This is a genomic window from Marinobacter sp. R17, assembly GCF_003789045.1.
GTDB lineage: Bacteria > Pseudomonadota > Gammaproteobacteria > Pseudomonadales > Oleiphilaceae > Marinobacter_A > Marinobacter_A mangrovi.
Genome location: NZ_RHGZ01000031.1, coordinates 1 through 25,470, shown reverse-complemented (window position 1 = coordinate 25,470; position 25,470 = coordinate 1). Strand labels below are relative to the sequence as shown.

The following is a 25,470-nucleotide window of genomic DNA, read 5'->3' as shown; positions in this document are numbered from 1 at the left end:
GATGAGTCCCGACATGATCGTCAATATTCTCGCCGCAACCGTGGTGGCCGGTACCCCGCTGCTGATCGTGGCGCTGGGGGAACTGATCTGCGAGCGTTCCGGCGTTCTTAACCTGGGTCAGGAAGGCATGATGCTGATCGGCGCGGTGGCCGGGTTCGCCGGCGTCTACGCCAGCGGCAGCCTGCTGGTCGGTGTCATTGCCGGCATGGCCGCCGGGGTGGGCATGTCGCTGCTGTTCGGCTTCATGGCCATCACCCTGGCGGCCAACCAGTACGCCGCCGGTCTGGCCCTGACTATTTTTGGCACCGGCCTGAGTGCCTTCGTCGGCACCGATTTCGTGGGCAAGACCATCGACGGTTTCACCAAGCTGCCGATCCCGTTCCTCAGCGACATCCCGGTGCTCGGCCCGGTCCTGTTCAATCATGACCTGCTGGTTTACGTCTCCCTGGGGCTTTTCGTGGCGGTCTATGTCTTCCTGCGCCACAGCCGGGGAGGCCTTTTGTTGCGGGCGGTGGGTGAATCGCCCGAATCCGCCAACGCCAACGGCCTGCCGGTCCTGCTGATCCGCTACCTCGCGGTGAGCTTCGGCGGGGCCATGGCGGGTTTGGCGGGCGCCTACCTGTCCCTGGCCTATACCCCGCTGTGGACGGAAGGCATGACCGCTGGCCGCGGCTGGATTGCCCTGGCGCTGGTGGTGTTCGCCACCTGGCGGCCGGTGCGGGTGCTGTTGGGCGCGTATCTGTTCGGCCTCGCCAGCATCCTGCACCTGGTGTTGCAGGGCTTTGGCTGGGACATCTCCCCGGAACTGCTGGCCATGCTGCCGTATGGGGTGACGGTGACCGTGCTGGTCCTGCTTTCCGCGAACCCGACCCGGACACGGCTGCATACGCCGCTGTCCATCGGTCAACCCTGGCGGCCCAGTCGTTAGGAAAGAAGAAATGGGAGGCGGCCGTCAATGTAACGGCCGCCCCGACAAGCTTGCGAGTAGACAAGTTTCAATAACGAAAAATGCCACTGCCAACGATGAAAAAGGCGACTCAGGGGGCTCTCCGAACCGCCGCAAAATAAATGACAGAGGATACTTCGACCATGAATGCACTTCGTAAAACACTGCTAGCGACTTGTGTAACGGCGGCCTGCATGCCGGCGGCCCACGCGGAAAAATTCTTTTCGGACTCCAGCATTTCGCTGCTGCACAGCGCCGACTATGAAGCGTACGGCGACCGTCAGGAGGAAGACACCGTCTTCACCTTCGAGAACGTTACGGCGCACGACTGGGGCGGGACTTTCCTGTTCTTTGACCGCAATCACGGTCGCGGACCGGATAAGGGCAACGACAACGTCTATGGCGAGTTCTCGCCCTCACTGAGCCTCGGCTGGCTCACCGGGAATGACCTCAGCTTTGGTCCGGTGAAGGACGTCTACCTGGCCGGCACCTACGAATACGGCGGTGCCCCGGAACAGAACAACATCCTGACGGGCTTCGGCCTGTCCTGGGATCTGCCCGGCTTCCAGTACTTCAACACGGTTGGGTACTATGCCAGTAACAACAGCAGCGCCGCCGGATTCAGCGATCCGGACAACGACTGGCAGCTGACCGTCACCTGGGGCTCGCCGTTCGAAGTGGGCCCCGCGCGATTCCTGTTCGACGGCTATATGGACTGGTCAACAGCCGAAGGGGATCACGCGTCCGAGATGCACTTCAATCCCCAGTTCAAGCTGGACCTGGGTAACTTCACCGGCAATCCGGGTGTGCTGTATGCCGGTATCGAGTACTCCTACTGGAACAACAAGTACGGAGTCGGTGATGATGACATTTACGGGACCGAGAGCGCCGTCAGTGCCCTCGTGAAGTTCCACTTTTAACGCCAACCCGGGGGAGTCCGGTATCGGTCTCCCCCGCCTCTAAAGCGATGGATGCCCATGACTCTGCAACCTGAAGCGAACATCAACGAGATCGAGGACACACCGGAGAAAGGCCGGACACGTCGATACCGTCCGGGACGCATTCGGGAGAAGAATCGGGAACGGATTATCGCCGCCGCCGAGGAGGAGTTTGCCCACCACGGCTTCCGCGGTGCGACAATCCAGAACATCGCCGAACGGGCGGAATTGCCCAAGTCCAACGTGCTGTATTACTTCAGCAACAAGCAGCGCATCTACTCGGCGCTGTTCGATGACATCATGAGCCGCTGGAACGCGGTGTTCTCCGAGATCAGCCCGGACGACGATCCGGCGGAGGCGCTGGAAACCTTTATCCGGACCAAGGTGGAGATGTCGCGACAACACCCCATGGCGTCCCGCCTGTTTGCCCAGGAGATCATCCAGGGCGCGCCTTTCCTCAAGGACCACCTGCGCACCAACATGCGCGAATGGGTCCGGGGGCGGGCCAAAGTCATTCAGCAATGGATCGATGACGGCCGTATGGCGCCGGTCGATCCGGTGCAGCTCATCTTCCTGATCTGGTCCTCGACCCAGCATTACGCGGACTTCCAGGTCCAGATCCTGATGGTGGAGAACAAGGCCGAATACGAAGCGCAGGATTTCGAGCACGCGGCCAACTTCCTGACCGGCGTGATCCTGCGCGGCTGCGGTTTGGAGCCCAAGACATCATGAGTACGAACAACGACTACCCGCGCGATCTCCTCGGCTACGGCGCCCATCCGCCTCACGCCAACTGGCCGGGAAAAGCTCGGATCGCGATCCAATTTGTCCTGAACTACGAGGAAGGTGGCGAGAACTGCGTCCTTCACGGGGACAGCCATTCCGAGATCTTCCTGTCCGAGATCATCGGCGCGCAGCCCTATCCGGACCGGCACATGAGCATGGAGTCGATCTACGAGTACGGCTCCCGCGCGGGTGTCTGGCGCGTACTGCGGGAATTCAGAAAGCGTGACCTGCCGTTGACGGTGTTTGGCGTCGCCATGGCGTTGCAGCGCAACCCGGCCGTCACCCAGGCGTTTATCGACGATGGCCACGAGATCGCCTGCCACGGCCTGCGCTGGATTCACTACCAGGACATGGACGAATCCCGCGAGCGCGAGCACATGGAACAGGCCATTGCCATCCAGACCGAGCTGACCGGCCAGCGTCCGCTGGGCTGGTACACGGGACGCGACAGCCCGAACACCCGCCGACTGGTGGTGGAAGCCGGCGGCTTTGAATACGACAGCGATTACTACGGCGACGACCTGCCGTTCTGGACCACGGTCGAAACCCGCGACGGTGAGCAAAAGCCGCATCTGGTGGTGCCCTACACCCTGGACACCAACGACATGCGCTTCGCCACCAACCAGGGCTTCAACTCCGGCGAGCAGTTCTTCCAGTACCTGAAAGACGCGTTCGACGTGCTTTACGAGGAAGGGGCCGAAACGCCCAAGATGCTGTCCGTCGGTCTGCATTGCCGGCTGGTCGGTCGACCGGGTCGCTTCCGGGCGCTGCAGCGGTTCCTCGACTACGTCCAGAAGCATGAGCAGGTGTGGATCTGCCGGCGGTTGGATATTGCGCGGCATTGGAAGGCGGAGCATCCGTACAAGCCAAAATGAATCGATAACAGGGCAATGAGGGGCACCTGCGGTGCCTCAGAAGCTGAAGCATCTGCTACACGCTCGAGTGAGCTGGAAATGTAGCCGACGCTTTAGCTTCGGAGCAGCCTGCAAGGCTGCCCTGATTCAATAAAGTGCATTCACGCCGCTGCCCCGGAACAACCAGAGAGCCAACAGAACATGACCGATGTACAAGTCGCCCCCATCATCGAAGGGCCTGATTTTTCAAGGCACTACCTGAACCTCGCCGACGGCAGCCTCGGCGCCGAGGTGACCTGGGTCACCGACGAATTCTTCGCCCCCCGTGAGCGTATGCTGGATCCCGAGCCCGCGCGCTTCTACCCGGATAAATACGACGATCACGGCAAGTGGATGGACGGCTGGGAGACCCGCCGCCGTCGCAACACGGGCCACGACTGGTGCATCCTGCGCCTGGCCATGCCGGGCGTGCTGCACGGCGTCGATTTCGACACCAGCTTCTTCACCGGCAACTTTGCCCCGGCGGCGTCCGTCGAGGCCTGCTGGTCGCCGGAAGCCGATCCCGACAACGACGCCGACTGGCAGGAAATCCTGCCGGCGGTGTCCCTGTCGGGCAATGATCATCGCTTTGAAGCGCTGGCCGCTTCCGGACCCTGGACCCACCTGCGCCTGCACATCTGGCCGGACGGCGGCATGGCCCGTTTCCGGGTCTACGGCCAGCCGTTCTGCGACTGGGACAACCGCAGCGCCGACGAGCGCCTGGACCTGCTGGCGTTGGCCAACGGCGGCGACCAGGTGGCCTGGAGCGACGCCCATTACGGCGAGCCGCGCAAGCTGTTGCGTCCCGGCCGGGGCATCAACATGGGCGACGGCTGGGAAACCCGTCGCCGCCGGGAGCCGGGCAACGAGTGGTGCATCCTCAAGCTGGGTCACAAGGGCTTCGCCGAAGGCCTCGAGATCGACACCGCCCACTTCAAGGGCAACTTCCCGGATCGCGTCTCCATCCAGGCCGCCTGCGTGGAGCAGGGCACGCGCCAGTCCATCATCACCCAGAGCATGTTCTGGGAAACCCTGCTCGATGAGCAGCCGTTGACGGCCGACGCCATCCACGAATTCGGCGAACTGAACGACCTGGGGCCGATCACTCACATCCGGGTGAACAGCATCCCCGACGGCGGGATCAGTCGCGTGCGGCTGTGGGGGAAGCCGGTCCAATGAGCGCGCCTCGGGTCATCCAGAGTCAGCCCCTGACCCGGGCGGCCTTTGCGCCGTTCGGGGATGTGATTGAAACGAACGGGGCCGCCTCGTTTCCCATTAACGCCGGTCGCACCGAGCGTTTCCACGCCCTGGCGGCGGTGGAAACCCTGGGCGAGGATGCGGATGCCATCATCTCCATCTTCCGCGGCCAGCCGCTGGAACCGCTGCTGATCGACCTGATGGAGCGCCACCCGCAGGGCAGCCAGGCGTTTATGCCGATCGGCAATGAGCCCTACTGGGTGGTGGTGGCGCCGCCGGGTGAGTTTGATCCGGCAAGAGTTCATGTTTTTTACGCCAAGCCCGGACAGGGTGTGAACTATCACGCCGGCACCTGGCATGCGCCCCTGCTGCCGGTGAACCGGGATGCGGATTTCCTCGTGGTGGACCGTCGTGGCCCGGGGGATAACTGCGACACCGTCGACCTGGACCCGCCGATCCGGCCGGAGTAATCGGATATGTCCCGTTTCGCCATCACGCACGTGGCCGTGTTTACGGTTGATTCCAGGAACACGGTCATTCCGGACGCCACCGTCCTGGTGGAAGACGACCGAATCAGCGCCGTCGGTCCTTCTGAAGCTGTCGACGCACCAGCGGACTGCCCGGTGGTGGATGGCCGCGGCAAGGTGCTGATCCCGGGCCTGGTGGACGCCCATTCCCACTCCAGCCTGATGCGCGGCGTGACGGAAAACATGCCGCTGATGGAGTGGCTGCCTTATTATCAGTTGGAACATCGCGCCCTGACCGAGGAAGACGCCTACCATTCGGCCCGCCTGTGCTACCTCGAAGCGCTCAAAGGTGGCACCACCTGCGTCATGGACATGTTCCGGTTCATGGACCGCTGCGCCGATGCCGCCGGTGAGGTCGGCCTGCGGGTCAATCTGGCGCCCTACGTGGCGGACCAGCCGGGCAAGGATTTCTTCGCGACCCGTGACGAAAACAAACGCCTGATCCGGACCCATCACGACAGCCAGTCCGGCCGCATCCAGGTGTGGATGGGGCTGGAGCACTTGTTCTATTGCAGCGAAGACGCCTATCGCGACGCGGTGCGCTGCCAGCAGGACTACGGGGTGGGTATCCACACCCACGCCTGCGAACAGAAAGAAGAGGAAGCGGCGGTGCTGGACGCGTTCGGCCGTCGCTCCATCGGGATGCTGGACCACTACGGTGTGCTGGGGGAAAAGACCCTGATCGCCCATTGCGTCTGGCTCAACGACGATGAGATCAAACGACTCGCCGACACCGGCACCTCGATTGCTCATTGCCCGGTCAGCAACGCCAAACTCGCCAGCGGTGTGGCCCGCACGCCGGACATGCTGGCGGCGGGGCTGACGCTCGGGCTGGGCACCGATGGCCCGGTGTGCAACAACAGCCTCGACCTGTTCGAGGAAATGAAATTCGCCTCCCTGATCCAGAAGGCCACGCGGCTGGACGCCACCGCGCTGCCGGCGGACCAGATCCTGCGCATGGCCACGATCGGCGGTGCCAAAGCACTGGGGCTGGACGGGGAGATCGGATCGATCGAGGTGGGCAAGAAAGCCGATCTCGTGATGCTGGACCTGGGGGCGCCCAACCTGACGCCCCACGACATCAGGGACGATGGCGGCAATCTGTTATGGAATCTGGTGTTTGCCGCGCGCGGCAGCAACGTCACCCACGTCTGGGTGGACGGGCGCTGCCTGATTGAGAACGGTCGGTCGACGCAGGTCGACGAGGGCCATGTGGTCGCCACGGCACAAGCCTGTGGCCTGTCCCTGTATGAACGATGCCGTGCTCTGGATCATCTTCGCGTCGACATGGTTTAGAGCGCTCCGAAGGAGTGTATATGAAAGAAATTCCCCTGATTTCCATCGCCGGTCTGCGCAGCGACGATATCGAAGAGCGCCGCAAGACCGCCGCCGAGCTGGGTCGCGCCTGCCGTGAGGTGGGCTTCTTCTACGCCGTGGATCACGGCATTCCCCAGTCGGTGATCGACACGGCGTTTGCCGAGTCCCAGCGCTTCTTTGCCCTGCCGGTGGACGACAAGCAGGCGCTGTCCATCAAGCGTTCGCCCCACAACCGCGGCTACGTGGCCATGGCGGACGAGAAGCTGAATCCGGAATCCGGCGCCGACATGAAGGAAGCGTTCAACCTGGGCGTGGAACTGCCGGAAGACCATCCGGAAGTGGTGGCGGGCAAGCCGTTTCGCGGTGTGAATTTCTGGCCGGAACTGGCCGGCTGGCGCGACAACCTGCTGGCGTACTTTGACGCGTGCCTGGATCTCGGCCGCGTGATCCATCGCGGCTTCAGCCTGGATCTGGGCGTGCCGGAAGATTTCTTCGCCCAACATCTGGCCGAGCCGGTCGTCACCATGCGCATCCTGCGTTACCCGGCCAGTGCCGGCCAGTCGGATCGTAAGGACGGCGCCGCCGGCGCCCATACCGATTACGGCAACCTGACCCTGCTGGCCACCGACAAGGTCGCGGGACTGGAAGTGCTGACCCGTCAGGGCGAGTGGATCGACGCGCCCCACGTGGAAGGGGCGTTCGTCTGCAACATCGGCGACTGCCTGATGCGCTGGAGCAACGACACCTACGTGTCCACCCCGCACCGCGTGCGCCCGCCGGAGCAGGAGCGCTATTCGATCGCCTACTTCCTGGAAGCCAATCCGGATTCGGTGGTGGATCCGCGGGACATCTACCCGGATGAGACACCCAAGTACGCGCCGGTGACGTTTGCGGATTATCTGAAGTCGCGGCTGGATGCTACCTATGAGCATCGGACCGCAGACAACTCGTAGGTATCGTTAAAATGTAGCAGACGCTTCAGCTTCTGAGCCGTCCACAGGACGGCCTTTTTTCAGATCGAAAGGCATCAACGTCGCCAGCCTGAACTTATGGAGCCAGAAGCCAATGAACCCCCTTGCCTCCGCCGCAATACACCGCCATCCCTGGCCGGCAATTGCGGCCAGGACATCCCTGTCCTTTCTCCGGCAAGGGCGTCCATTCGCTTCGATTAGACTATGGCGATATCGCCACAAGGTTGAGCACAAGACGCTTCATCTTCGGGGGAATTGATAGCGACTGGGGCGCCTGGGCGGCGCCTCAGAAGCTGAAGCGTCTGCTACATGCTCGGGGCCGACTCGTCCCAGAGGCAGCCCTTCTCACCTACTGGGCCGTCAATTTCCGCGCCTGTTCCATGTTTTCCAACGTCATCAGGCACGCCCGCGCCACTTCCACGCCTTTTTCGGAGAAGTGCTTGTAGAAGTAGTCGTGGTGCGTCGCATGCTCGTGGAAGTGGTGCGGCGTCAGCACAGCGGACAGGACCGGCACGCGCGTATCCAGCTGCACCCGCATCAGCCCGTCGATCACCGCCTGGGCGACGAATTCGTGGCGGTAGATGCCGCCGTCCACCACGAAGCCCGCGCCGACGATGGCGCCGTACTGGCCGCTTTCGGCCAGCAGCTTGGCCTGCAACGGGATTTCAAAAGCCCCGGCGACAGTGATGATGTCTACCTGATCGGCGTCCAGACCATGCTGGCTGACTTCCGCCAGGAAGGCTTCACGCGCCTGATCGATGATGTCGAGGTGCCAGTTGCCCTGAATGAAGGCAATACGCTGGTTGCGGCTGGCGTCGGAAAGGTTCAAGGAGGTTTGCTGATTCATAGTTGATCTCTCATGGGGAGCCTTTGATGGGCTCCTGTCACTAGAATCAGGGCATGCAGGCACAACCGACAGCGTTCGCAACGCTCTACGGCCATGCCATTTGGAAACGCAGAAAATGGCATACGGCGGAAAACGCAGGAGGCTGTGCGCCCCGTGGTTCATCCGCGGTCTGGACTTTTCAATCGTTCCTTCTCTTCCATCCGGACTATCACCGTCGGCTTCGGATTTTAACCGAATCTGCTGACCCTCCGGGCAAAGCCCTGAGGCGCTCGCGGGCTGAGGCGCCAGGCGCCATCACCGCCGGTGGGGACTTTCACCCCGCCCTGAGAACGAAGCCCGTGGTTTCCCACGGGCGACGCTATTGTATGCGGTGTGGCGCCACGCCACCAGTGCCGGATTGACGGCGGGGTGACGTGAGGCATGGCCAATGAGTCAGACGGGACACTAGCCCAGCAGGGCCTCCGCCTCGGCCAGTACGTTTTCCACGGTAAAGCCGAACGCCTTGAACAGTTCCGGCGCGGGCGCCGATTCGCCAAAGGTGCTCATGCCGATCACGCGGCCATCCAGTCCCACATACTTGTACCAGCCATCCGGGTGGCCGGCCTCGATCGCCAGCCGCGCCTTCACCGCCGACGGCAGCACCTGTTCCCGGTAGTTGGCCGGCTGGGCATCGAAAGTGTCGCAACTGGGCATGGAGACCACGCGCACGGCGCGTCCTTTCGCGGTCAGCTTGTCGGCCGCCGCCATGGCGAGGCTGACTTCCGAACCGGTGGCGATCAGGATCAGCTCGGGCTGGCCGGCACCATCCTGCAACACATAGCCACCCTGTCGGATGGCGTCGATCTGATCACCGGTGCGCGTCTGGTGGGGCAGGCCCTGGCGGGAGAAGACGAGTGCGGTGGGACCGTCGTTCCGTTGCAGGGCGGTCTGCCAGGCCGCGGCGGTCTCCACCGCATCCGCCGGACGCCAGGTGGACAGGTTGGGTGTGGCCCGCAGCGTGGCCAGCTGTTCGATGGGCTGGTGGGTTGGACCGTCCTCACCCAGACCAATGGAATCGTGCGTGAACACGTAGATCACCCGCTGCTTCATCAGCGCGGCCATGCGTACGGCATTGCGCATGTATTCCGAGAAAATCAGGAAGGTGGCGCCGTAGGGGACGAAGCCCCCGTGCAGGGCGATCCCGTTCATGATGGCGGCCATACCGAATTCCCGCACCCCGTAGTGGACGTAGTTGCCGCCGGGCGTTTCCGCGCTGATCGCCTTGGCGCCGTCCCAGAACGTCAGGTTGGATGGGGCCAGATCGGCACTGCCGCCCAGCAGCTCCGGCAGTTTCGGACCCAGGGTATTGAGGCACCCGAGCGAGGCCTTGCGCGGAGCGATCGACTCGGTGCGCTCGTTGGCGGCGCCCACCAGGTCCAGGGTGTCGAACGACGTGGGCAGCTCGCCCGCCATGCGGCGCTCGAAGTCTTTGGCGGCGTCCGGGAAGGCCTCGGCGTAGCGGGCAAAGCGTCGGTTCCACTCGGTTTCCAGCCGGGCGCCGGTGGCCCGGGCATCCCAGCCGTCGTAGATGGACTGCGGGATGCGGAAAGCATCGTGCGGCCAGTCCAATTGGGTTCGGGCGGCGGCGACTTCGTCTTCGCCCAGCGCGGCGCCGTGAGCGTCTTCCTTGCCCTGTTTGTTGGGCGCGCCGAAGCCGATCACGGTCTTGCAGATCAGCAGGCTGGGGCGGTCGGCCTCCGCGCGGGCCTGTTCGATCGCGCGCCGGATGGCCTCCGGATCGTGCCCGTCCACACGCTGGACGTGCCAGTGGTAGGCGTCGAAACGCTGGGCGGTGTCGTCGGTGAACCAGCCCTCCACCTCGCCGTCGATGGAAATGCCGTTGTCGTCGTAGAACACGATCAGCTTGCCCAGGCCCTGGGTGCCCGCCAGAGAGGCGGCTTCATGAGAGATGCCTTCCATCAGGCAGCCGTCGCCCACCAGGCAATAGGTGTGGTGATCGACAATCCGGTGCCCGTCGCGGTTGAACTGGGCCGCCAGGGTGCGCTCGGCCAGCGCCATGCCCACGGCGTTCGCCAAGCCCTGACCCAGCGGGCCGGTGGTGGTTTCGATGCCGGGGGTGTAACCGTATTCCGGGTGTCCCGGCGTTTTCGAGTGGAGCTGACGGAACTGCTGGAGGTCGTCGAGGCTCACCTCATAACCGGACAGGTGCAGCAGGGCGTATTGCAGCATCGACCCGTGGCCGTTGGACATCACAAAACGGTCGCGGTTGGGCCAGTCCGGATTACCGGGGTTATGACTCAGGAAATCGTTCCACAGAACTTCGGCAATGTCCGCCTGCCCCATGGGTGCGCCGGGATGGCCGCACCCAGCTTTCTGGACGGCATCCATGGCGAGCGCGCGGATGGCATTGGCCAATTCGAAACGGGATGGCATGGGTATCCTCCTCGGGCAGGTTCAGAGAGCGGAAAGTCGATCGTCAATCAGGTTTTCCAGATGATCCTGATCGGCGGCGAAGCGGCGGATGCCTTCGGCCAGCTTGTCGTTGGCCATGGGATCCTGATTGTGGCCCCAGCGGAAGTCCGCCTCGGACAGCGGTGTCGCAGGCTGGCCTCCCCGGTCGGATGGGGCAACCTGAGGCTCAACCGGGCCGTCGGTGGCCGCGAGTGCTTCCAGCAGCGCCGGTGAAATGGTCAGCCGCGGGCATCCGGCCAGCGCCAGCACCTGGCCGGTGTTGCGGAAGCTGGCGCCCATGACCACGGTGTCGTAGCCGCCGGCATGGACCCGCTCGCAAACGCCGCGCACGAAGCGCACGCCGGGATCGTTGGCCGGCGTGTAGTCCTCGCCGGTTTGCTGCTTGTACCAGTCGGTCACCCGCCCCACGAAAGGCGAGACCAGGAACACGCCGGCATCGAAACAGGCCTGGGCCTGGGCATCGCTGAACAGCAGTGTCAGGTTGCACTGGATGCCTTCCTTCTCCAGCACCTCGGCAGCGCGGATCCCTTCCCAGGTGGAGGCCAGCTTGATCAGGACGCGCTCGCGGCCGACGCCCCGCTTGTCGTATTGCTCAATCAGATCGAAGGCCTTGCGGATGCTGGCGTCGGTGTCGAAGGACAGGCGTGCGGCCACTTCCGTGGACACCCGGCCGGGCACCAGCTGGGCGATTTCGCAGCCCATGGCCACGGACAACACGTCGACGGCCTGTGACACCTGCTGCGACCGGTCGGCGCCCGAGGCCGCAATGGCCTGCAGTTCCCGGTCGATCAGCGGTTGGTAATCGGGAAGTTCGAACGCCTTGAGAATCAGTGACGGGTTGGTGGTGGCATCCTGCGGGGTATAGCGCCGCATGACGGCCGGGTCACCGGTATCGGCGACGACCAGGGAATGGGCTTTGAGCGCGTCGAGTTGCGATGGCATGACTGGGCTCCTCTGTCTGGGAACGGCAAAATGTGGATGCTGCGATCGTTGAGTCCATGAAAGTCGAGGCCGGCGAGCGTTCAGCCCTGCACCGATGGCACTCGTTAATCACAGTGTCCGCTGGTGTGGTGTCGTGAACGCGACGGCGCCAGCGATTTGAAGCAGGGAAGGCATACCGGAGCGCCGTTACTGAACGGCGACGCCCCGGAATCAGCGGTTTCAGGCCGCCTGTTGCTGCAGGCGGGACTCGGTGCTGTCCGCCAGTTGGGTCAGGAGCAGGCAGCAGGACACCGCGCCGGCATCCAGGTGACCCCGTGAGCGCTCGCCCAGTCGGGCCGACCGTCCGATGTTCGAGACCAGGTCCCGGGTCGATTCCTTGCCCTGTTCAGCGCTCTGGCGCATCTGTTTCAGCGCCACGGTGAAATCGTCGCCGTTGGCCACCGCGTGCTGGTACGCTTCGACGGCCGGCACCAGCGTATCCAGCAGACACTTGTCGCCCACCTGGGCATCGCTGATGTCCTGCAGCGAGCGCAACCCGCTGGCCAGCATCTCGCCGAAGGCGGCCTCGTCGATCGTGTCCTTGTCCTTGACGGCCGTGGCCATGCCCAGGAACAGGCTGCCGTAGAGCGGTCCCATGGAGCCGCCGATGGAGCCCATCAGCACGCTGGCCAGCTTGCCCAGGCCCTTGGACAGGGACAGCGACTGGCCGTCGATGGCTTCACCGCACTGGCGAAAGCCTTTTGCCATATTGATACCGTGGTCGCCGTCGCCGATGGCGCCGTCCACTTCGCTGAGGTAATTCTTGTTTTCCAGAATGATGGCCACGAGATCCTGCAGGATGTCATGGCCTTTCGAGGTATCCAGGTAGTACATGATCGGTCTCCCAGGTGGCCGCGGGATTACTGGCTGAGCGCCAGGGATGTTGCCGGGGCATCGAGCAATGTTTTCAGTTCGTCGTCCAGTTTCATCAGGGTCAGGGTGGCGCCCATCATCTCCAGCGAGGTGAAGTAGTTGCCGATATAGGTGCGATGTACCGTTATGCCTGCCTCTTCCAGGATGTCCGCCACGTCGGCGTAGAGCAGGTTCAGCTCCATCACCGGTGTGGCACCCAGGCCGGAGACCAGCACGGCCACGTCGTCGCCCCGGTTGAACGGCCGGTCTTCGAGAATCGGCTTGCACATCGTGGCGGCCATCTCTTTTGCCGAGGTGAGATCGGTGACCTCAATGCCCGGCTCACCGTGGTGGCCGATGCCCAGTTCCATCTTGCCCGGCTCGATGGAGAAATTCGGTTTGCCGTTGGCGGGAATGGTGCAGCTTGAGAGGCCCACGCCGATGCTGGAGCAGGCGTCGACCGCCTTCTGCGCCAGGCGGATGACTTCGCTCAGGTTGTCGCCCCGGGCCGCGGCGGCGCCGCCGATCTTCCACATCATGATCTCGCCGGCCACGCCGCGCCGCTTGTCGCGTTGATCGGCGGGGGCCGAGGCCACATCATCCCGGGCGACCACGGTCTGCACCTCGATGTCGTCCAGTTCGGCCATCTGACGGGCCAGCTTCACGTTCATGTTGTCGCCGGCGTAATTGCCGTAGAGACAGGCCACGCCCCGGCCGCGATCGGCGGCGGCGAAGGCCTTGTGGAAAGCGTCGGCCGTGGGGGAGGAAAAGATTTCGCCGATCGCGACGGCGTCACACAGCCCTTCGCCGACGTAGCCCAGGAAGGCGGGCTCGTGGCCGGAGCCGCCGCCGGTGACCACGCCCACTTTGTCCGCGTCGACGTTGCCGGCGTATTTCAGGACCCGTGGATGGTCGGTGGCCGCGTAAAGAGTGGGGGAGGCGCGCAGATAACCGCGTACGGCGTCATCCACCACGTTGTCGGGATCGTTGATGATGCGTTGCATGGGACCTTCCTCATGGACGGGTTGTTTTTGTGAATCCAATGATCGACCGAGAGTCCATCTTAGAAGGCTCCCGGTCCGACGCCCAGCACGCGGGTTGATGAGCGCGCTCCAGGAGCTGCAATCGTCCACCCGAGTGATTTATGTTCTATATGCGATCAAATGTTTAGGTATTTGTCCGTAGGCTGTCAAGGTTCTTTGTCCGGCCTCGTGTTCGCCTTTTGTCTAATATTTGGCCCGTTTAGGTCGTTATAACTCATAAAAACAGGTGGTTATATGGAGCAGCTTGACCGACTCTTCGCTTTGTTCGACCCGCATTATTTTGATCAACCATTGCAATTTTGCACGCTTAGGCTTTACAAATGTACGTGCATTGATAATTTGTATATGTGCCTGCCGACATTGGGTCGGCGGCCAGTCGAGTTGGAGGTCTGTCCATGTCTGATGCAAATGGCGTCGGAAAAGGGGCGTTGCGGGTCGCTTTCGGTGGCGATGAGGCTGCATTCGAACTCAAGGAGATCCTGATGGCGCATGCCCGTGCGCTGGGCTTCGAGGTGATGGATTTCGGAACCTATAATGCCGAGCCGGTGCTCTATCCGGATGTGGCGGTTCGCGTGGCGCAGGCGATCAGCGCCGGTGAGGCGGATCGGGCTGTGCTGGTGTGCGGCACCGGTATCGGCGTCGCGATCTCGGCCAACAAGGTGCGCGGTATCCGGGCGGCCCAGGCGCACGATACCTATTCGGCGGCCAAGGCGCGTTCGAGTAACGATGCCCAGGTCGTCACGCTCGGTGCCCGGGTCGTCGGCCCGGAGCTGGCCAAGAATATCGTGACGGCCTTTCTGGAAACGGAATTCGGCGGTGGTGCTTCGGTCGACAAGGTGTCGCGCATCCGCGATTACGAGCGGGAGTTCTTTCGCGACTGAGTGGTGATTCCCGATACAACTGATCGGTAATCGTTCGCCTGTTCATTGTGCTATGGTGTGGCTCGCTAACCATAACGAACAAGAGATCCCGCCATGGATGAAAAGATTGAGAGCGCCGACATCAGCCTGATGACCGAGATCGCCACCCTGTATTACGTGGAGGGCGAGACTCAGGAGGTGATTTCAAAGCGTCTCAATGTGTCCCGGGTGAAGGTGGGGCGTCTGCTCAAGCGGGCGCATGCCGAGGGCGTGGTGGATGTGCGGGTGCGTCAGCATCCCTCTGCGAGCGCGGAGCTGGAGAAGGAGTTGTTGCGCCGCTTCAACATCAAGCGCGCCCTGATCGCTCTCGATCACGCGGATGAGGATACCCAGCGGGCCGGCGTGGCCAGCCTGGTGGCGGATCATCTGTCGCGGACCCTGCGCGACGGCTCGATTGTCGCCGTGGGGATGGGGCGCAACGTCGGTGCCGTGGCCGAGAACACCTTTGACCAGGGTGAGCGCAAGTGCTCCTTCGTCTGTGCCATCGGCGGATCGCTGCGGGCCGGTGAATACATGAATCCGGACCATATCTGTCGCCGGCTGGCGATGAAGTTCGGCGGTGACAGCGAAACCCTGTATGCGCCGGCCCTGGTCCAGAATCCCGAGTTGCGGGATGCCATGTACGAGAACCCGACCGTGCGCCAGACCATGGATCGCGCCCGGCGTGCAGACATTGCCCTGATCGGGGTCGGGGATGTCAGCGAGAACAGCAACATGGTACGAATGGGCTGGTTCTCGCCGGAAGAAATTGCCGAGGCCCGGTTGTCCGGGACGGTGGGCGACATGATGGGATACGACTTTATCGACCTGTACGGGAATCCGTCAGTGACGCCCATGCAGGGCCGGGTCATCGGTCTGAGCATCAGCGACCTCGCGCGCATCCCCGACGTGATTGCCATCGCCAGTGAAAACACCAAGGCTGTCGGCATCCTGGGTGCCCTGCGGACCGGCGTGATCGATACGCTGGCGACCAGTGTCACCAATGCCCATACCATCCTGCGTCTGGACGAGGCGACACCCGACTCCAAGGGGTAGAGGGTCTCCTCTCGCCGTATCCAGCTTTTCTCCTGCTGCGCTGAACATATGAACGCATCACGTTTATGCGCACGCCCTGATTTTGTCTGATTTTTGGTCGAATTGATAAGTGTGTTTTTGAGGATTGTATTAAATCTTTAAAAATCAGCAATCTATATTTTTAGACTAAAGTCGAATAAATAATTTCAGGCGCGTTGTTGACGTGAGCGCCCTGAGCGTTCTTAATGCAAATGTACACAACAAGATCAAATGAAAAGGCTTTGTCAGCCAGAGGAGGCCCTCATGAACGAAACGCTCGCCCAAACCGAATCTTCGGAAATCACCATCCCCAAAACCATGCGCGCGATTGTGGCCTATGCCCCTGGCGACTATCGGCTCGAGGAAGTCGATGTGCCCGAGATTGGCGAGAAGGAAATCCTGGTCAAGGTCGAGGCCTGCGGTATCTGCGCCGGTGACCTGAAAGCCTATGAAGGCGCCCCCAGCTTCTGGGGTGACGAGGAGCAACCGGCCTACATCAAGGCGCCGATGATTCCCGGCCACGAATTCGTCGGTCGTGTGGTCAAAATGGGGCCGGGCGCCAAAGGCTTCGAGATTGGCGACCGCGTGATCTCCGAACAGATCGTGCCCTGCTGGGACTGCCGCTTCTGCAACCGGGGCCAGTACTGGATGTGCGAAAAGCACGACGTGTACGGCTTCCAGAACAACGTCAACGGCGGCATGGCCGAGTACATGAAGTTTCCCAAGGAAGCCATCAACCACAAGCTGCCGGAAAATGTGCCGATCGAGAACATCGTGCTGACCGAGCCGTTCTCCTGCTCCATGCATGCCGTGGAACGGGCGCAGATCCAGTTGGGGGACATCGTCGTCCTGTCCGGTGCCGGCACCCTGGGCCTGGGCATGATCGGCCCGGCCAAGAAATCCGGTCCCGCCAAGCTGGTGGTGCTCGACCTGCACGGTGAGCGTCTGGAGCTGGCCAAGAAGTTCGGGGCGGACGTGGTGCTCAACCCGCGCGAGGAAGACGTGGTCCAGATCGTCAAGGACATGACCGACGGCTACGGCTGCGACATCTACATCGAGGCCACCGGGGCCCCGAAATCCGTAGAGCAGGGGCTGGCGATGCTGCGCAAGCTGGGCCGCTTCGTGGAGTTCAGCGTGTTCAAGGATCCTGTGACCGTGGACTGGAGCATCATCAGCGACCGCAAGGAACTGGATGTGCTCGGTGCCCACCTGGGCCCCTACTGCTACCCGCACGTCATTGAAGGCATCGAGAGCGGTGATTTCCCGACCGACGGCGTGGTGACTCACAAGCTGCCGCTGGAAGATTTCCATAAAGGCATCGACCTGATGAAGAACGACACCAGCGCGCTCAAGATCATGCTGGTTCCGGACCTGTAAGGCCGGACACCGACAACGCAAACGACAACTGTGACCAACAATAACAGCCAGAGGTCGACCTGCCATGAATGCACCGGCCAGCATTGCCGCCGTTAGCGGTCCCCTGAAGCGGCCCCGCGTTGCCGCGGCGATCATCGCTGCGGTGATCCTCCTGATCCTGATGGGCCTGGACACCAAGGTGGTGGTCATGGGTTCCGCCGAGGACGTCCAGGACGACGTGTTCTCACCCCAGAAGTACGGCGAGGCGCACTTCCCGGACATCCGCACCTTCGTTGAGGACAAAGCCGTCACCGCCGATGTGCTGGCCGCGGCCATTGCCCAGGACAAGGGCGCCGCCGGGAAGGAATACGGCACCCCGGCCGGTATCGGCCCGATCATGCCGGTCAGCTTCACCGGCGTGGTCGGCGAGGAAAAAGCGGGTATCTATTCGGTGAACGTTCCCGGCCTGCCCGATGGGGTGGCGGTGCGTGTCCAGACCGGTCCGGCCATCAACGGCACGGACCTGCGCGACGCCACCGGCGAGATTTCATTTGGCCAGTTCACCAACCAGATCGAGTACCAGAACGCCGGCGCGGGCATCAACAACGCCATGAAGGCGGACGTGCTGGCGGACATCGATACCGACAACCTCACCGGCAAGACCATCGAGGTCACCGGCGTGTTCAAGCTGATCAACCCGAAGAACTGGCTGGTGACGCCGGTAAGGCTGAGTGTGCAATGAGTGCCGAAGCCGTAACGCCATTGCCCGATACCGCCGACGATGTGGTCCTGTCGGCCCGGCACGTGGCCAAGTCCTTTGGCAGCGTCCGCGCGCTGAAGACCGTCAATTTCGACGTGCACCGCGGCCAGGTCACCACGCTTTTCGGTGAGAACGGGGCCGGCAAGTCGACGCTGATGAAGATCCTGTCCGGCGTGATCCAGCCCACCTCCGGCGAGATCCTGCTGGAAGGTGAGCCGGTGAGTTTTGCCTCCACCACCGAAGCCCAGCGTCACGGCATTTCCATTATTCACCAGGAGTTGAGCCTCGCACCCAACCTGAGCGTGCGCGACAACATCTTCATGGGCCGGGAACTGGTCCGCCGCGGCGGCATCGATTACGCCGAAGAGGAACGCCAGACCCGCCTGCTGATGGAGGAGCTGGACGAACCCATCGATCCGCGCACCCCGGTGGAAGACCTGCGCCTGGGTCAGCAGCAGATCGTCGAGATCGCCCGCGCCCTGTCCGTGAACTCGCGCATCCTGATCATGGACGAGCCCACCTCGGCGCTCAGCGCGTCGGAAGTGGAGGTGCTGTTCCGGGTGATCCGAGATCTCAAGAGCCGGGGCGTGTCCATCGTCTACATCTCCCACCACCTGGAAGAAGCGCTGCAGATCACCGATCACGCGGTGGTCCTGCGGGACGGCACCATGACCGCCTACGCCCGGCGCGAGGACATCGACCTGGAGTGGATCGTCCGCAACATGGTGGGCGACAACTTCAACCTGGGCGAGCCGCCCACCGGTCACGCCTTTGGCGAAGTGGCCCTGTCGCTGGACCGGATTTCCGTGGCGGACACCGCCGTGCCGGAACGCCATGTGGTGGACCAGCTGTCCCTCGACGTGCGCGCCGGCGAGATCGTCTGCATCTACGGCCTGATGGGCGCCGGGCGGACGGAACTGTTCGAGAGCGTGGCCGGACGGGTGCCCATGGTGGGTGGTCAGGTGATGCTGGAAGGGCAGGACGTGTCCGGACTGAGCATCGCCGAGCGCATCGAGCGCGGCCTGGTGCTGGTGCCCGAGGATCGTCAGCGGGACGGTCTGGTGCAGACCATGTCGGTGGGCGAGAACCTGTCGCTGGCCAGCATCGGCGCGTTCACCCGGGGCGGGCTGACGTCGTCGCAGTTGGAGCAGTCGGTGGTCGACGAGTCCATCCGCAACGTGCACATCAAGACCGACGGCGCCCAGGCGGGCATCGGGTCCCTGTCCGGGGGCAACCAGCAGAAGGTGGTGATCGGCAAGATGCTGGCCACCCACCCGCGCGTGGTGCTGCTGGACGAGCCCAGCCGCGGCATCGACATCGGCGCCAAGGCCGAGGTGTTCCGCCTGCTGGCCGAAGGCGCCGCGCAGGGGCTGTCCGTCGTCTATTCAACGTCGGAGGTGGGGGAGTGCCTCAGTATCGCCCACCGCATCATCGTCATGAGTCGCGGCCGCATCGCCGCGGAATTCGGGGCCGACGCCACCAAGGCCGAGATCATGGCCGCCTCCGGTGAGGCCGTCGTGGCGTGAGCCTGACCGGTGCCGGGTTCAACGGCACGGCCTTGAGCGTTTCAAAAGCACAGCCCTGAGCGGTTTTAAATAACAACAGCCTTGAGCGGTTCTTTATAACAAAAGCGGAGTCCAGAACCATGTCCGAAACCAGCCAAGCCGCCAGCCGCCCGGGAGGTCTGTTCTCCGGGGGGCAATTCGATCTGGGGCGCATGCTCCTGGAAGGCCGGGCGTTCTTCGCCCTGATCGCCATCATCCTGATTTTCTCGGCCCTGTCGCCGGTGTATTTCTCGACCAACAACTTCCTGACCATGTCGTCCCACGTGGCGATCTTCGGTTTGCTGTCGATCGGCATGCTGCTGGTGATCCTGACCGGCGGTATCGACCTGTCGGTGGGCTCCACGCTGGGGCTGGCGGGTGTCGTGGCGGGCTACCTGATGCAGGGCGTCCACCTGGATGCCTTTGGCGTGGTGCTCTATCCGCCGGTGTGGGTCGTGGTGATCCTGACCTGTGCGCTGGGGGCGTTTGTCGGCGCCATCAACGGCGTGCTGATCGCCTACTTCAAGGTGCCGGCCTTCGTCGCCACCCTCGGTCTGCTCTACGTGGCCCGCGGTGCGGCCCTGCTGATGACCAACGGCCTGACCTTCAACAACCTGGGCGGCTCTCCGGAGCTGGGCAATACCGGCTTTGACTGGCTCGGCTTCAACCGCCTGCTGGGCGTGCCCATCGGCGTCCTGGTGCTGGCGGCGGTCGCCATCCTGGTGATTATGATGCTCAACCGCACGCCGTTCGGGCGCTGGGTCTATTCCACCGGCGGCAACGCGCGGGCCGCGGAGCTGTCCGGGGTGCCGGTCAAGCGGGTGCAGGTATCGGTCTACGTGCTGTCGGGTATCTGCGCGGCGATTGCCGGGCTGGTGCTGTCCTCCCAGCTGACGTCCGCCGGGCCGACGGCCGGGACCACCTACGAGCTGACCGCCATCGCCGGCGTGGTGATCGGTGGTGCGGCGCTGGCCGGCGGCCGGGGCAACGTGCGCGGCACGCTGTTGGGTGCCTTCGTGATCGGCTTCCTGTCCGACGGGCTGGTCATCATCGGCGTTTCGTCCTACTGGCAGACCGTGTTTACCGGCGCCGTCATCGTTCTCGCCGTGCTGCTCAACAGCATCCAGTACAAGGGCAAGGCCCGCAAGAAACAGCCGCCCGCGGCGAAGGAAACGCCGTCATCGTCAACGTCCAACAGCTCTACACCGTCTTCGCAAGAGAGTGCCCGGGAACAGGCAGTCGGGCACTGAGCGGAATCCGTCGCCGGTCCGCCGGCATAACAATCATAAGAGAAAGGTGATCCCATTATGTTGATAACAGCAAAGCGCCTGCTGATCGCCGCCGCGTTTGCGACGTCCGCACTGTTTGCGTCCGTCGCGTCGGCCCAGGATCAGGGACTCATTTCCATCATTGTGAACGACACGTCAAACCCCTACTGGTTCACCGAGGGCAAGGTCGCCAAGGCCACCGCGGAAGATCTGGGTTACACGGCCAACGTCAGCTCCCACAAGGGCGACACCAATACCGAGAGCCGCCAGATCGATACCGCCATCACCAACCAGGCCAAGGCCATCATCCTCGATCCGGCCAACGCCAACGGCTCCATCGGTGCCGTACGCAAGGCTGTGGACGCGGGGATTCCGGTGTTTATCGTTAACGCCGAAATCAACAAGCAGGGTCTGGCCAAGGCCCAGCTCGTGTCCAACAACGCTCAGGGCGCGGCTCTCGGTGCCCAGCAATGGGTGCAGAGCGTGGGTGACGAAGCCAAATACGTGGAACTGAAAGGCGCGCCGTCCGACAACAACGCGGCCACCCGTTCCAACGGCTACAAGACGGTCCTGAGCCAGTATCCGAGCCTGGAAAAAGTGGGCGGCGATGTCGCCAACTGGGACCGCACCCAGGGCTACAACAAGATGCAGAGTATGCTGCAGGCCCATCCGAACATCGACGGCGTGATCAGTGGCAACGACGAAATGGCACTGGGCGCCATCGCAGCCCTGAAGGAAGCCGGCAAGCTGGACGACGTGGTCGTTGGCGGCTTCGATGGCTCACCGGATGCGGTGGATGCGGTCAAAGCGGGCGAACTGGCCTACACTGTCCTGCAGCCGGTCGCCATCTTCTCCGCCGAAGCGGTGCATCAGGCGGACCACTTCATCAAGACCGGCAAGACCGGTGTGGATCATGAAAAGCAGCTGTTCGACTGCGCCCTGGTCACGCCGGACAATGTGGATGACTACACTTCGGCTTTTGTACTGGAGCAATAAGTAACATGCTCGGGCCTTGCGAGGTTGGAAGAACCTCGCAAGGCCGAGTGCCTCACAGCGTGGTGCGACGCATCGACAAGCCTGCCTTGTTTCCCTCGCATAGTACGTTCTGCCGAGGCGGTTAAAGCTCCATTACTTATATCCATCCTGAGCGTCTAGCCACCGGTAAAGCGTCCTGCGATTAATTCCGAGAATCTGAGCTGCGCGACGTTTGTTTTCCCCGACCGCGGTCATGACCTGACCGACATAGCGCTTCTGCAGGGTTTCCAGAGTCGGCCAGTGAGCAATGGGCTGGTCGCCCTGTTGTTGGTCGACAGCAGTTGGCGCTGAAAGTTGACGTTTGCGAATCCTGGCCGGCAAGTGTTCCGGTCGCACCACATCGCCATGGCAGAAAGTGGCTGCCCGCTCCATGGCGCTGGCTAATTCCCTGACATTACCGGGGAACGGGTAATCCATCAGGACCTGCGCTGTGGCTTCGCTCAATTTAAGCCATCCTCGTTTGTGCCGGTTTGCTGACTGACTCAGAAAATGCATGGCCAACAACTCCACGTCGTCTCCCCGATCACGCAGCGGTGGCACAGTCAGCATCAGTGTTTCCAGCCGGAAGTAGAGATCTTCGCGGAAGTCGCCACGGGATACCGCTTCAAGTAAATCAATATGAGTGGCGGCCAGAATCCTGACGTCGACTGGCTCCTCCCGTTCTGCCCCAACGGGCTTGACTCGTCTCTCTTGCAATACCCTTAACAGTTTGGCTTGGAGCGGCAATGGCATTTCACCGATTTCGTCGAGAAAAAGCGTGCCGCCTGAAGCCTCTGGGAATAGGCCTTTGCGCGATTGCGTCGCGCCGGTAAAGGCACCCTGTTCATGGCCGAAAAATTCGCTCTCCATCAATTCCGCCGGAATACCCGCGCAGTTCACTGGAACGAATGGGCCGTCGCGACGGTTGCTTTCGCGATGGATGGCCCGCGCCACCAACTCTTTGCTGGTTCCACTCTCGCCATTAATCAGAACGGACGCATCGCTGCGTGCCACCAGGCGAAGCTCCTTCCTGAGAAGGTCCATGGCGGGACTGTCCCCCATTAGCCCCAATTGTGATGCTTCGCTGGACACGGAGCGGTAATGAGCCAGCTCCTGATTCAGCTCGGCCTGTGCCAGAAGACGCTTAACCTTGAGTCGTAAATGATCGACGGACAGCGGTTTGGTCAGAAAATCGTCGGCACCAGCCTGCAAGGCATCCACCGCCTGATCCACGGTGCCAAATGCGGTGATGATAATAAAAGGAACGTCACGACCTGCGGCTTGCAATCGTTTCAGTATGGACAGCCCATCCCCATCGGGAAGCCTTACGTCCGAAATCACCAGGTCAGGACACTGCTGCGTTGCCAGAGTGGCCCCTTCCGTTACGGTTCCCGCCGCAAGCACTTCATGGCCGTCCAGGCTCAGCTCTTCCTGCAACAAAGCCGACAGGCTGGCGTCGTCTTCGATCAGCAAGAGATGCTTAGGCTGTTCCACGGTTATACCTCCTGCCCATGCTGTGATGTCGGAACTGCGGGCCAATACAGTCTCATCCGGCACCCACCCCATTGATTGTCGCTGACGTCAAAATCTCCCCGATGCTCTTTCATCACACTTTTCACCATTGCAAGGCCCAGTCCCGTGCCTTGGCCTGCCGGTCGGGTACTGTAAAAAGGCTCAAATATCTTTTCCCGAACCTCGACAGGGATGCCTGTCCCATCATCGTCCACTTGCACAATCCAACCATCTTCCGCTTGGAGAACATTGATACTGACGCGTTTTTGAGCGGCTTTGCAGGCATTGCGAACAACGTTCAGGCAGGCCAGCTCAAGACGGATCGGGTCAGCCCAAACCAACGCCTCGCACCCTGGCAGGTTTAATTCGATGGGCACAGACGGTGCTCTGGAGTCGTCTTCGAGATCGTCAGTCATGCCTTGTAACAGTGGGATCAGACTGACCGACCGACGAGCATCGGGCACGTGACGAAAGCAGTCGAGCAACTGCTGGATAATCCGCGTCATTCGCTCGACCTGATGGTTGATATCATCCACATGGCGTTGCTGGGAGGCGTTAAGCCCGAGTCTGGCAAGAATGGTCGCCCGGCCCTGAACGACATTCAAGGGCGCTCCCAATTCATGTGCAACGCCGCCGGCGACCCGGCCAATCATGGCCACTTTTTCCTGGTATTCCAGCTGATTTCCGAGATCGCGTTCGCGCTCAGACCGCTCCTGTATTTCAGTCTCGGCGCGCGCCATTCGTTCACCCAGTGATTCAAGACCTCCATACAGTTGACGCACTTCACGAGGTCCAGACGCCTCCGGTGAGGGAATTTGCCAGTTTCGCGGAGCCATTCCGGACATGGCTTCCAGCAATCGATTGACGTAGCGGCCAATGGAGCGGTAGTGGCCAACCACCACCACGAGGCTGACGATGGCTGAAATCAGGCACCAAACAACAACGCCCCAGGTGCGGGAAAACGCAATCAGTTGCTGGAAGTCGCTTCTTTTCCTCGTGACCTGAAGCAAGCCGATGATGCGACCGTCCTCCGCGATTAGCGGCGTGAACTGGGAAAAGACTGACTGGCCCTCCACCTGACGGAAAGTGCCGCCACGTTTCCCGCTCTCAATAACCTCTGTAGCGCTCTTGCTCGAACGCACGTCACTGTCAACGACACCGAGACGCGCCACTTTGACGCCATCCTTGTCATAGACGGATGCGCCGTAAATTCGCCCGATACGGAAAATTGACTTGAGGGCTTCATCAAGAACGAGGTCGTCGCCCTCCTGCATGGCTTGTTCAAGCGGGCCACTTGCGGCCCTGGCGACCAACTCCAGATCCTCTTTGAGTCGAAGGTTCAGGTTCTCCTCGATCGCCGAGACAGCGATTGAAATGGTGATGCCCACAATGACGGTGAGCGGAATGACAATGCTTAGAAGCAGTGTCAGGCGTAGGGACTCAAACATGTGACCGGCACTGATCAGGATGCCCGGCATATTCTTACGCTCCGTGCAAAGTTGCCACGCAAAACTGGCACATGTGGCAAGTTGCCTCAATAGAGATTAATTAAAGTTCACTCGATTTTATTTTATGTGATTGTTTTTAAAGAAAAATAATAAAGTCCTTGGGGTTGGCACGACAGTTGATAGTGTCTTGGCACACTGCCTTTGAGTGATATTCAGGGCTATGGAACACACCAAGAGTTAACAAGGAGATCCAAATGAGAGCACTTCTTACGTCCGCCACGGTTTCCATCGCGTTGATGGCTGGCGCTTCAGTGACTTATGCGCAGAATCAGCCGGAGCAAACGTCCCAACAGGGCTACAGTAATCCTGCGGCGGCTGGCACGGCCCAAACCAACTTCAGCGACAAGCAGCTGCGTAAGTTTGCGGCCGCTCAGGGGGATCTGAAGGATGTACGAGACCAATACATGAAAAAAATTGAATCGGCCGACTCTCAGGAGAAAGCCCAAAAGCTTCAGATGGAAGCCAACGACAAGATGGTGACGGTCATCCAGGACGTTGGTTTGAAGATCCCAACGTACAACGAGATTGCCACGGCTTACAGCAGCGAGCCGAAGGTCCGGAGTCGAGTGGACGCTTTGCGCTAACGCTGCCGATATCAACCGCAGCCTTACCCCGCTTCTCACCCCGCATCAGCGGGGTTTTTTTGTGCGCCCGGCACGGGCGCACTCCTGGAGGTGCAAGTCCTCCCGTGAGCTGGCCACAGCGAGCGAAGTGAAGCGCAACTGCGGAAGGGCGACCGACCGTGGGGAGGAAGCGTGGAGCGTA

The 25,470-nt window shown here is 61.9% G+C and carries 23 protein-coding genes and 1 riboswitch; of the genes, 16 read left to right on the top strand and 7 right to left on the bottom strand.

Features of this window, described 5'->3' with window-relative positions:
* The first annotated feature begins 1 nt into the window (after position 1).
* The 8 genes from EB809_RS18100 to EB809_RS18065 all read left to right on the top strand — a co-directional run bounded on the left by EB809_RS18100 (position 2) and on the right by EB809_RS18065 (position 7,557).
* Positions 2-928, top strand: a complete 927-nt coding sequence (locus EB809_RS18100) for an ABC transporter permease (RefSeq protein ID WP_123636251.1) — start codon at positions 2-4, stop codon at positions 926-928.
* 161 nt (positions 929-1,089) lie between these two features.
* Positions 1,090-1,866, top strand: a complete 777-nt coding sequence (locus EB809_RS18095) for an outer membrane protein OmpK (RefSeq protein WP_123636250.1) — start codon at positions 1,090-1,092, stop codon at positions 1,864-1,866.
* Between the two features lie 57 nt (positions 1,867-1,923).
* Complete coding sequence (locus tag EB809_RS18090; RefSeq protein WP_123636249.1) at positions 1,924-2,616, top strand: TetR/AcrR family transcriptional regulator; 693 nt, start codon at positions 1,924-1,926, stop codon at positions 2,614-2,616.
* Positions 2,613-3,545 (top strand): allantoinase PuuE, encoded by a 933-nt coding sequence (puuE, locus tag EB809_RS18085; RefSeq protein ID WP_123636248.1) that lies wholly within the window; start codon positions 2,613-2,615, stop codon positions 3,543-3,545. The genes EB809_RS18090 and puuE overlap by 4 nt, the downstream gene beginning before the upstream one ends.
* A gap of 180 nt (positions 3,546-3,725) precedes the next feature.
* Positions 3,726-4,742, top strand: a complete 1,017-nt coding sequence (gene alc / locus EB809_RS18080; RefSeq protein WP_123636247.1) for an allantoicase — start codon at positions 3,726-3,728, stop codon at positions 4,740-4,742.
* Positions 4,739-5,230 carry an ureidoglycolate lyase gene (locus EB809_RS18075; RefSeq protein ID WP_123636246.1) on the top strand — a complete coding sequence of 164 codons (492 nt, stop codon included), beginning with the start codon at positions 4,739-4,741 and terminating at the stop codon, positions 5,228-5,230. The genes alc and EB809_RS18075 overlap by 4 nt, the downstream gene beginning before the upstream one ends.
* A 6-nt stretch (positions 5,231-5,236) precedes the next feature.
* A complete protein-coding gene (locus EB809_RS18070) occupies positions 5,237-6,583 on the top strand; it encodes an amidohydrolase family protein (RefSeq protein ID WP_123636245.1) in 1,347 nt (448 codons plus the stop codon).
* Between the two features lie 20 nt (positions 6,584-6,603).
* The gene (locus EB809_RS18065) at positions 6,604-7,557 is read left to right on the top strand and encodes an isopenicillin N synthase family dioxygenase (RefSeq protein ID WP_123636244.1); all 954 of its coding nucleotides are present in this window, start codon (positions 6,604-6,606) and stop codon (positions 7,555-7,557) included.
* 367 nt (positions 7,558-7,924) lie between these two features.
* On the opposite strand, the gene EB809_RS18060 is transcribed toward EB809_RS18065, so the two are convergent.
* From EB809_RS18060 to EB809_RS18040, 5 genes are all read right to left on the bottom strand, one after another.
* Entirely contained in the window at positions 7,925-8,422 is a 498-nt protein-coding gene (locus tag EB809_RS18060; RefSeq protein ID WP_123636243.1) for a 6,7-dimethyl-8-ribityllumazine synthase, read from the bottom strand.
* A 184-nt stretch (positions 8,423-8,606) separates the two neighbouring features.
* Positions 8,607-8,757: riboswitch (FMN riboswitch) on the bottom strand.
* A 109-nt stretch (positions 8,758-8,866) separates the two neighbouring features.
* Complete coding sequence (gene tkt, locus EB809_RS18055; RefSeq protein ID WP_123636242.1) at positions 8,867-10,855, bottom strand: transketolase; 1,989 nt, start codon at positions 10,853-10,855, stop codon at positions 8,867-8,869.
* A gap of 21 nt (positions 10,856-10,876) precedes the next feature.
* Positions 10,877-11,836 carry a transaldolase gene (tal, locus tag EB809_RS18050; protein WP_123636241.1) on the bottom strand — a complete coding sequence of 320 codons (960 nt, stop codon included), beginning with the start codon at positions 11,834-11,836 and terminating at the stop codon, positions 10,877-10,879.
* A gap of 219 nt (positions 11,837-12,055) precedes the next feature.
* Entirely contained in the window at positions 12,056-12,709 is a 654-nt protein-coding gene (gene dhaL, locus EB809_RS18045) for a dihydroxyacetone kinase subunit DhaL (protein WP_123636240.1), read from the bottom strand.
* Positions 12,710-12,735: 26 nt separating this feature from the next.
* A complete protein-coding gene (locus EB809_RS18040; protein WP_123636239.1) occupies positions 12,736-13,731 on the bottom strand; it encodes a dihydroxyacetone kinase subunit DhaK in 996 nt (331 codons plus the stop codon).
* Between the two features lie 434 nt (positions 13,732-14,165).
* Here EB809_RS18040 and rpiB point away from each other — a divergent pair, with 434 nt between their 5' ends.
* The 7 genes from rpiB (at position 14,166) to EB809_RS18005 (ending at position 21,667) form a co-directional block, all read left to right on the top strand.
* Positions 14,166-14,651, top strand: a complete 486-nt coding sequence (rpiB, locus tag EB809_RS18035; protein ID WP_123636238.1) for a ribose 5-phosphate isomerase B — start codon at positions 14,166-14,168, stop codon at positions 14,649-14,651.
* 93 nt (positions 14,652-14,744) lie between these two features.
* On the top strand, positions 14,745-15,725 hold the full coding sequence (locus tag EB809_RS18030; RefSeq protein WP_123636237.1) for a sugar-binding transcriptional regulator: 981 nt from the start codon (positions 14,745-14,747) through the stop codon (positions 15,723-15,725).
* A gap of 282 nt (positions 15,726-16,007) precedes the next feature.
* Positions 16,008-17,120: an MDR/zinc-dependent alcohol dehydrogenase-like family protein gene (locus EB809_RS18025; protein WP_123636236.1), complete on the top strand. Its 1,113-nt coding sequence runs from the start codon at positions 16,008-16,010 to the stop codon at positions 17,118-17,120.
* 64 nt (positions 17,121-17,184) lie between these two features.
* Positions 17,185-17,841 carry a DUF2291 family protein gene (locus tag EB809_RS18020; protein ID WP_123636235.1) on the top strand — a complete coding sequence of 219 codons (657 nt, stop codon included), beginning with the start codon at positions 17,185-17,187 and terminating at the stop codon, positions 17,839-17,841.
* Positions 17,838-19,385 (top strand): sugar ABC transporter ATP-binding protein, encoded by a 1,548-nt coding sequence (locus EB809_RS18015; protein ID WP_123636234.1) that lies wholly within the window; start codon positions 17,838-17,840, stop codon positions 19,383-19,385. Before EB809_RS18020 ends, EB809_RS18015 begins: the two co-directional genes overlap by 4 nt.
* A gap of 119 nt (positions 19,386-19,504) precedes the next feature.
* Positions 19,505-20,653, top strand: coding sequence for an ABC transporter permease (locus EB809_RS18010; RefSeq protein WP_123636233.1), 1,149 nt, complete (start codon positions 19,505-19,507; stop codon positions 20,651-20,653).
* 57 nt (positions 20,654-20,710) lie between these two features.
* Entirely contained in the window at positions 20,711-21,667 is a 957-nt protein-coding gene (locus tag EB809_RS18005; protein WP_123636232.1) for a D-ribose ABC transporter substrate-binding protein, read from the top strand.
* A 132-nt stretch (positions 21,668-21,799) separates the two neighbouring features.
* On the opposite strand, the gene EB809_RS18000 is transcribed toward EB809_RS18005, so the two are convergent.
* A complete protein-coding gene (locus EB809_RS18000; protein ID WP_411711082.1) occupies positions 21,800-23,185 on the bottom strand; it encodes a sigma-54-dependent transcriptional regulator in 1,386 nt (461 codons plus the stop codon).
* Positions 23,182-24,675, bottom strand: a complete 1,494-nt coding sequence (locus EB809_RS17995; protein ID WP_223808027.1) for an ATP-binding protein — start codon at positions 24,673-24,675, stop codon at positions 23,182-23,184. The genes EB809_RS18000 and EB809_RS17995 overlap by 4 nt, the downstream gene beginning before the upstream one ends.
* Before the next feature lie 224 nt (positions 24,676-24,899).
* Between EB809_RS17995 and EB809_RS17990 the strand changes: the two genes are divergently transcribed.
* Positions 24,900-25,289 (top strand): DUF4168 domain-containing protein, encoded by a 390-nt coding sequence (locus EB809_RS17990; protein WP_123636230.1) that lies wholly within the window; start codon positions 24,900-24,902, stop codon positions 25,287-25,289.
* Positions 25,290-25,470 lie beyond the last annotated feature (181 nt).

Excerpts from the sequence above, each read along its gene's own strand:
- EB809_RS18060 (WP_123636243.1), bottom strand. The coding sequence starts at position 8,422 with ATGAATCAGCAAACCTCCTTGAACCTTTCCGACGCCAGCCGCAACCAG.
- EB809_RS18070 (WP_123636245.1), top strand. The coding sequence starts at position 5,237 with ATGTCCCGTTTCGCCATCACGCACGTGGCCGTGTTTACGGTTGATTCC.
- EB809_RS18015 (WP_123636234.1), top strand. The coding sequence starts at position 17,838 with ATGAGTGCCGAAGCCGTAACGCCATTGCCCGATACCGCCGACGATGTG.
- EB809_RS18010 (WP_123636233.1), top strand. The coding sequence starts at position 19,505 with ATGTCCGAAACCAGCCAAGCCGCCAGCCGCCCGGGAGGTCTGTTCTCC.
- alc (WP_123636247.1), top strand. The coding sequence starts at position 3,726 with ATGACCGATGTACAAGTCGCCCCCATCATCGAAGGGCCTGATTTTTCA.
- EB809_RS18020 (WP_123636235.1), top strand. The coding sequence starts at position 17,185 with ATGAATGCACCGGCCAGCATTGCCGCCGTTAGCGGTCCCCTGAAGCGG.
- EB809_RS18040 (WP_123636239.1), bottom strand. The coding sequence starts at position 13,731 with ATGCAACGCATCATCAACGATCCCGACAACGTGGTGGATGACGCCGTA.
- EB809_RS18030 (WP_123636237.1), top strand. The coding sequence starts at position 14,745 with ATGGATGAAAAGATTGAGAGCGCCGACATCAGCCTGATGACCGAGATC.
- puuE (WP_123636248.1), top strand. The coding sequence starts at position 2,613 with ATGAGTACGAACAACGACTACCCGCGCGATCTCCTCGGCTACGGCGCC.
- tal (WP_123636241.1), bottom strand. The coding sequence starts at position 11,836 with ATGCCATCGCAACTCGACGCGCTCAAAGCCCATTCCCTGGTCGTCGCC.
- EB809_RS18025 (WP_123636236.1), top strand. The coding sequence starts at position 16,008 with ATGAACGAAACGCTCGCCCAAACCGAATCTTCGGAAATCACCATCCCC.
- EB809_RS18065 (WP_123636244.1), top strand. The coding sequence starts at position 6,604 with ATGAAAGAAATTCCCCTGATTTCCATCGCCGGTCTGCGCAGCGACGAT.
- EB809_RS18075 (WP_123636246.1), top strand. The coding sequence starts at position 4,739 with ATGAGCGCGCCTCGGGTCATCCAGAGTCAGCCCCTGACCCGGGCGGCC.
- EB809_RS17995 (WP_223808027.1), bottom strand. The coding sequence starts at position 24,675 with ATGCCGGGCATCCTGATCAGTGCCGGTCACATGTTTGAGTCCCTACGC.
- EB809_RS17990 (WP_123636230.1), top strand. The coding sequence starts at position 24,900 with ATGAGAGCACTTCTTACGTCCGCCACGGTTTCCATCGCGTTGATGGCT.
- dhaL (WP_123636240.1), bottom strand. The coding sequence starts at position 12,709 with ATGTACTACCTGGATACCTCGAAAGGCCATGACATCCTGCAGGATCTC.
- rpiB (WP_123636238.1), top strand. The coding sequence starts at position 14,166 with ATGTCTGATGCAAATGGCGTCGGAAAAGGGGCGTTGCGGGTCGCTTTC.
- tkt (WP_123636242.1), bottom strand. The coding sequence starts at position 10,855 with ATGCCATCCCGTTTCGAATTGGCCAATGCCATCCGCGCGCTCGCCATG.
- EB809_RS18100 (WP_123636251.1), top strand. The coding sequence starts at position 2 with ATGAGTCCCGACATGATCGTCAATATTCTCGCCGCAACCGTGGTGGCC.
- EB809_RS18005 (WP_123636232.1), top strand. The coding sequence starts at position 20,711 with ATGTTGATAACAGCAAAGCGCCTGCTGATCGCCGCCGCGTTTGCGACG.
- EB809_RS18090 (WP_123636249.1), top strand. The coding sequence starts at position 1,924 with ATGACTCTGCAACCTGAAGCGAACATCAACGAGATCGAGGACACACCG.
- EB809_RS18095 (WP_123636250.1), top strand. The coding sequence starts at position 1,090 with ATGAATGCACTTCGTAAAACACTGCTAGCGACTTGTGTAACGGCGGCC.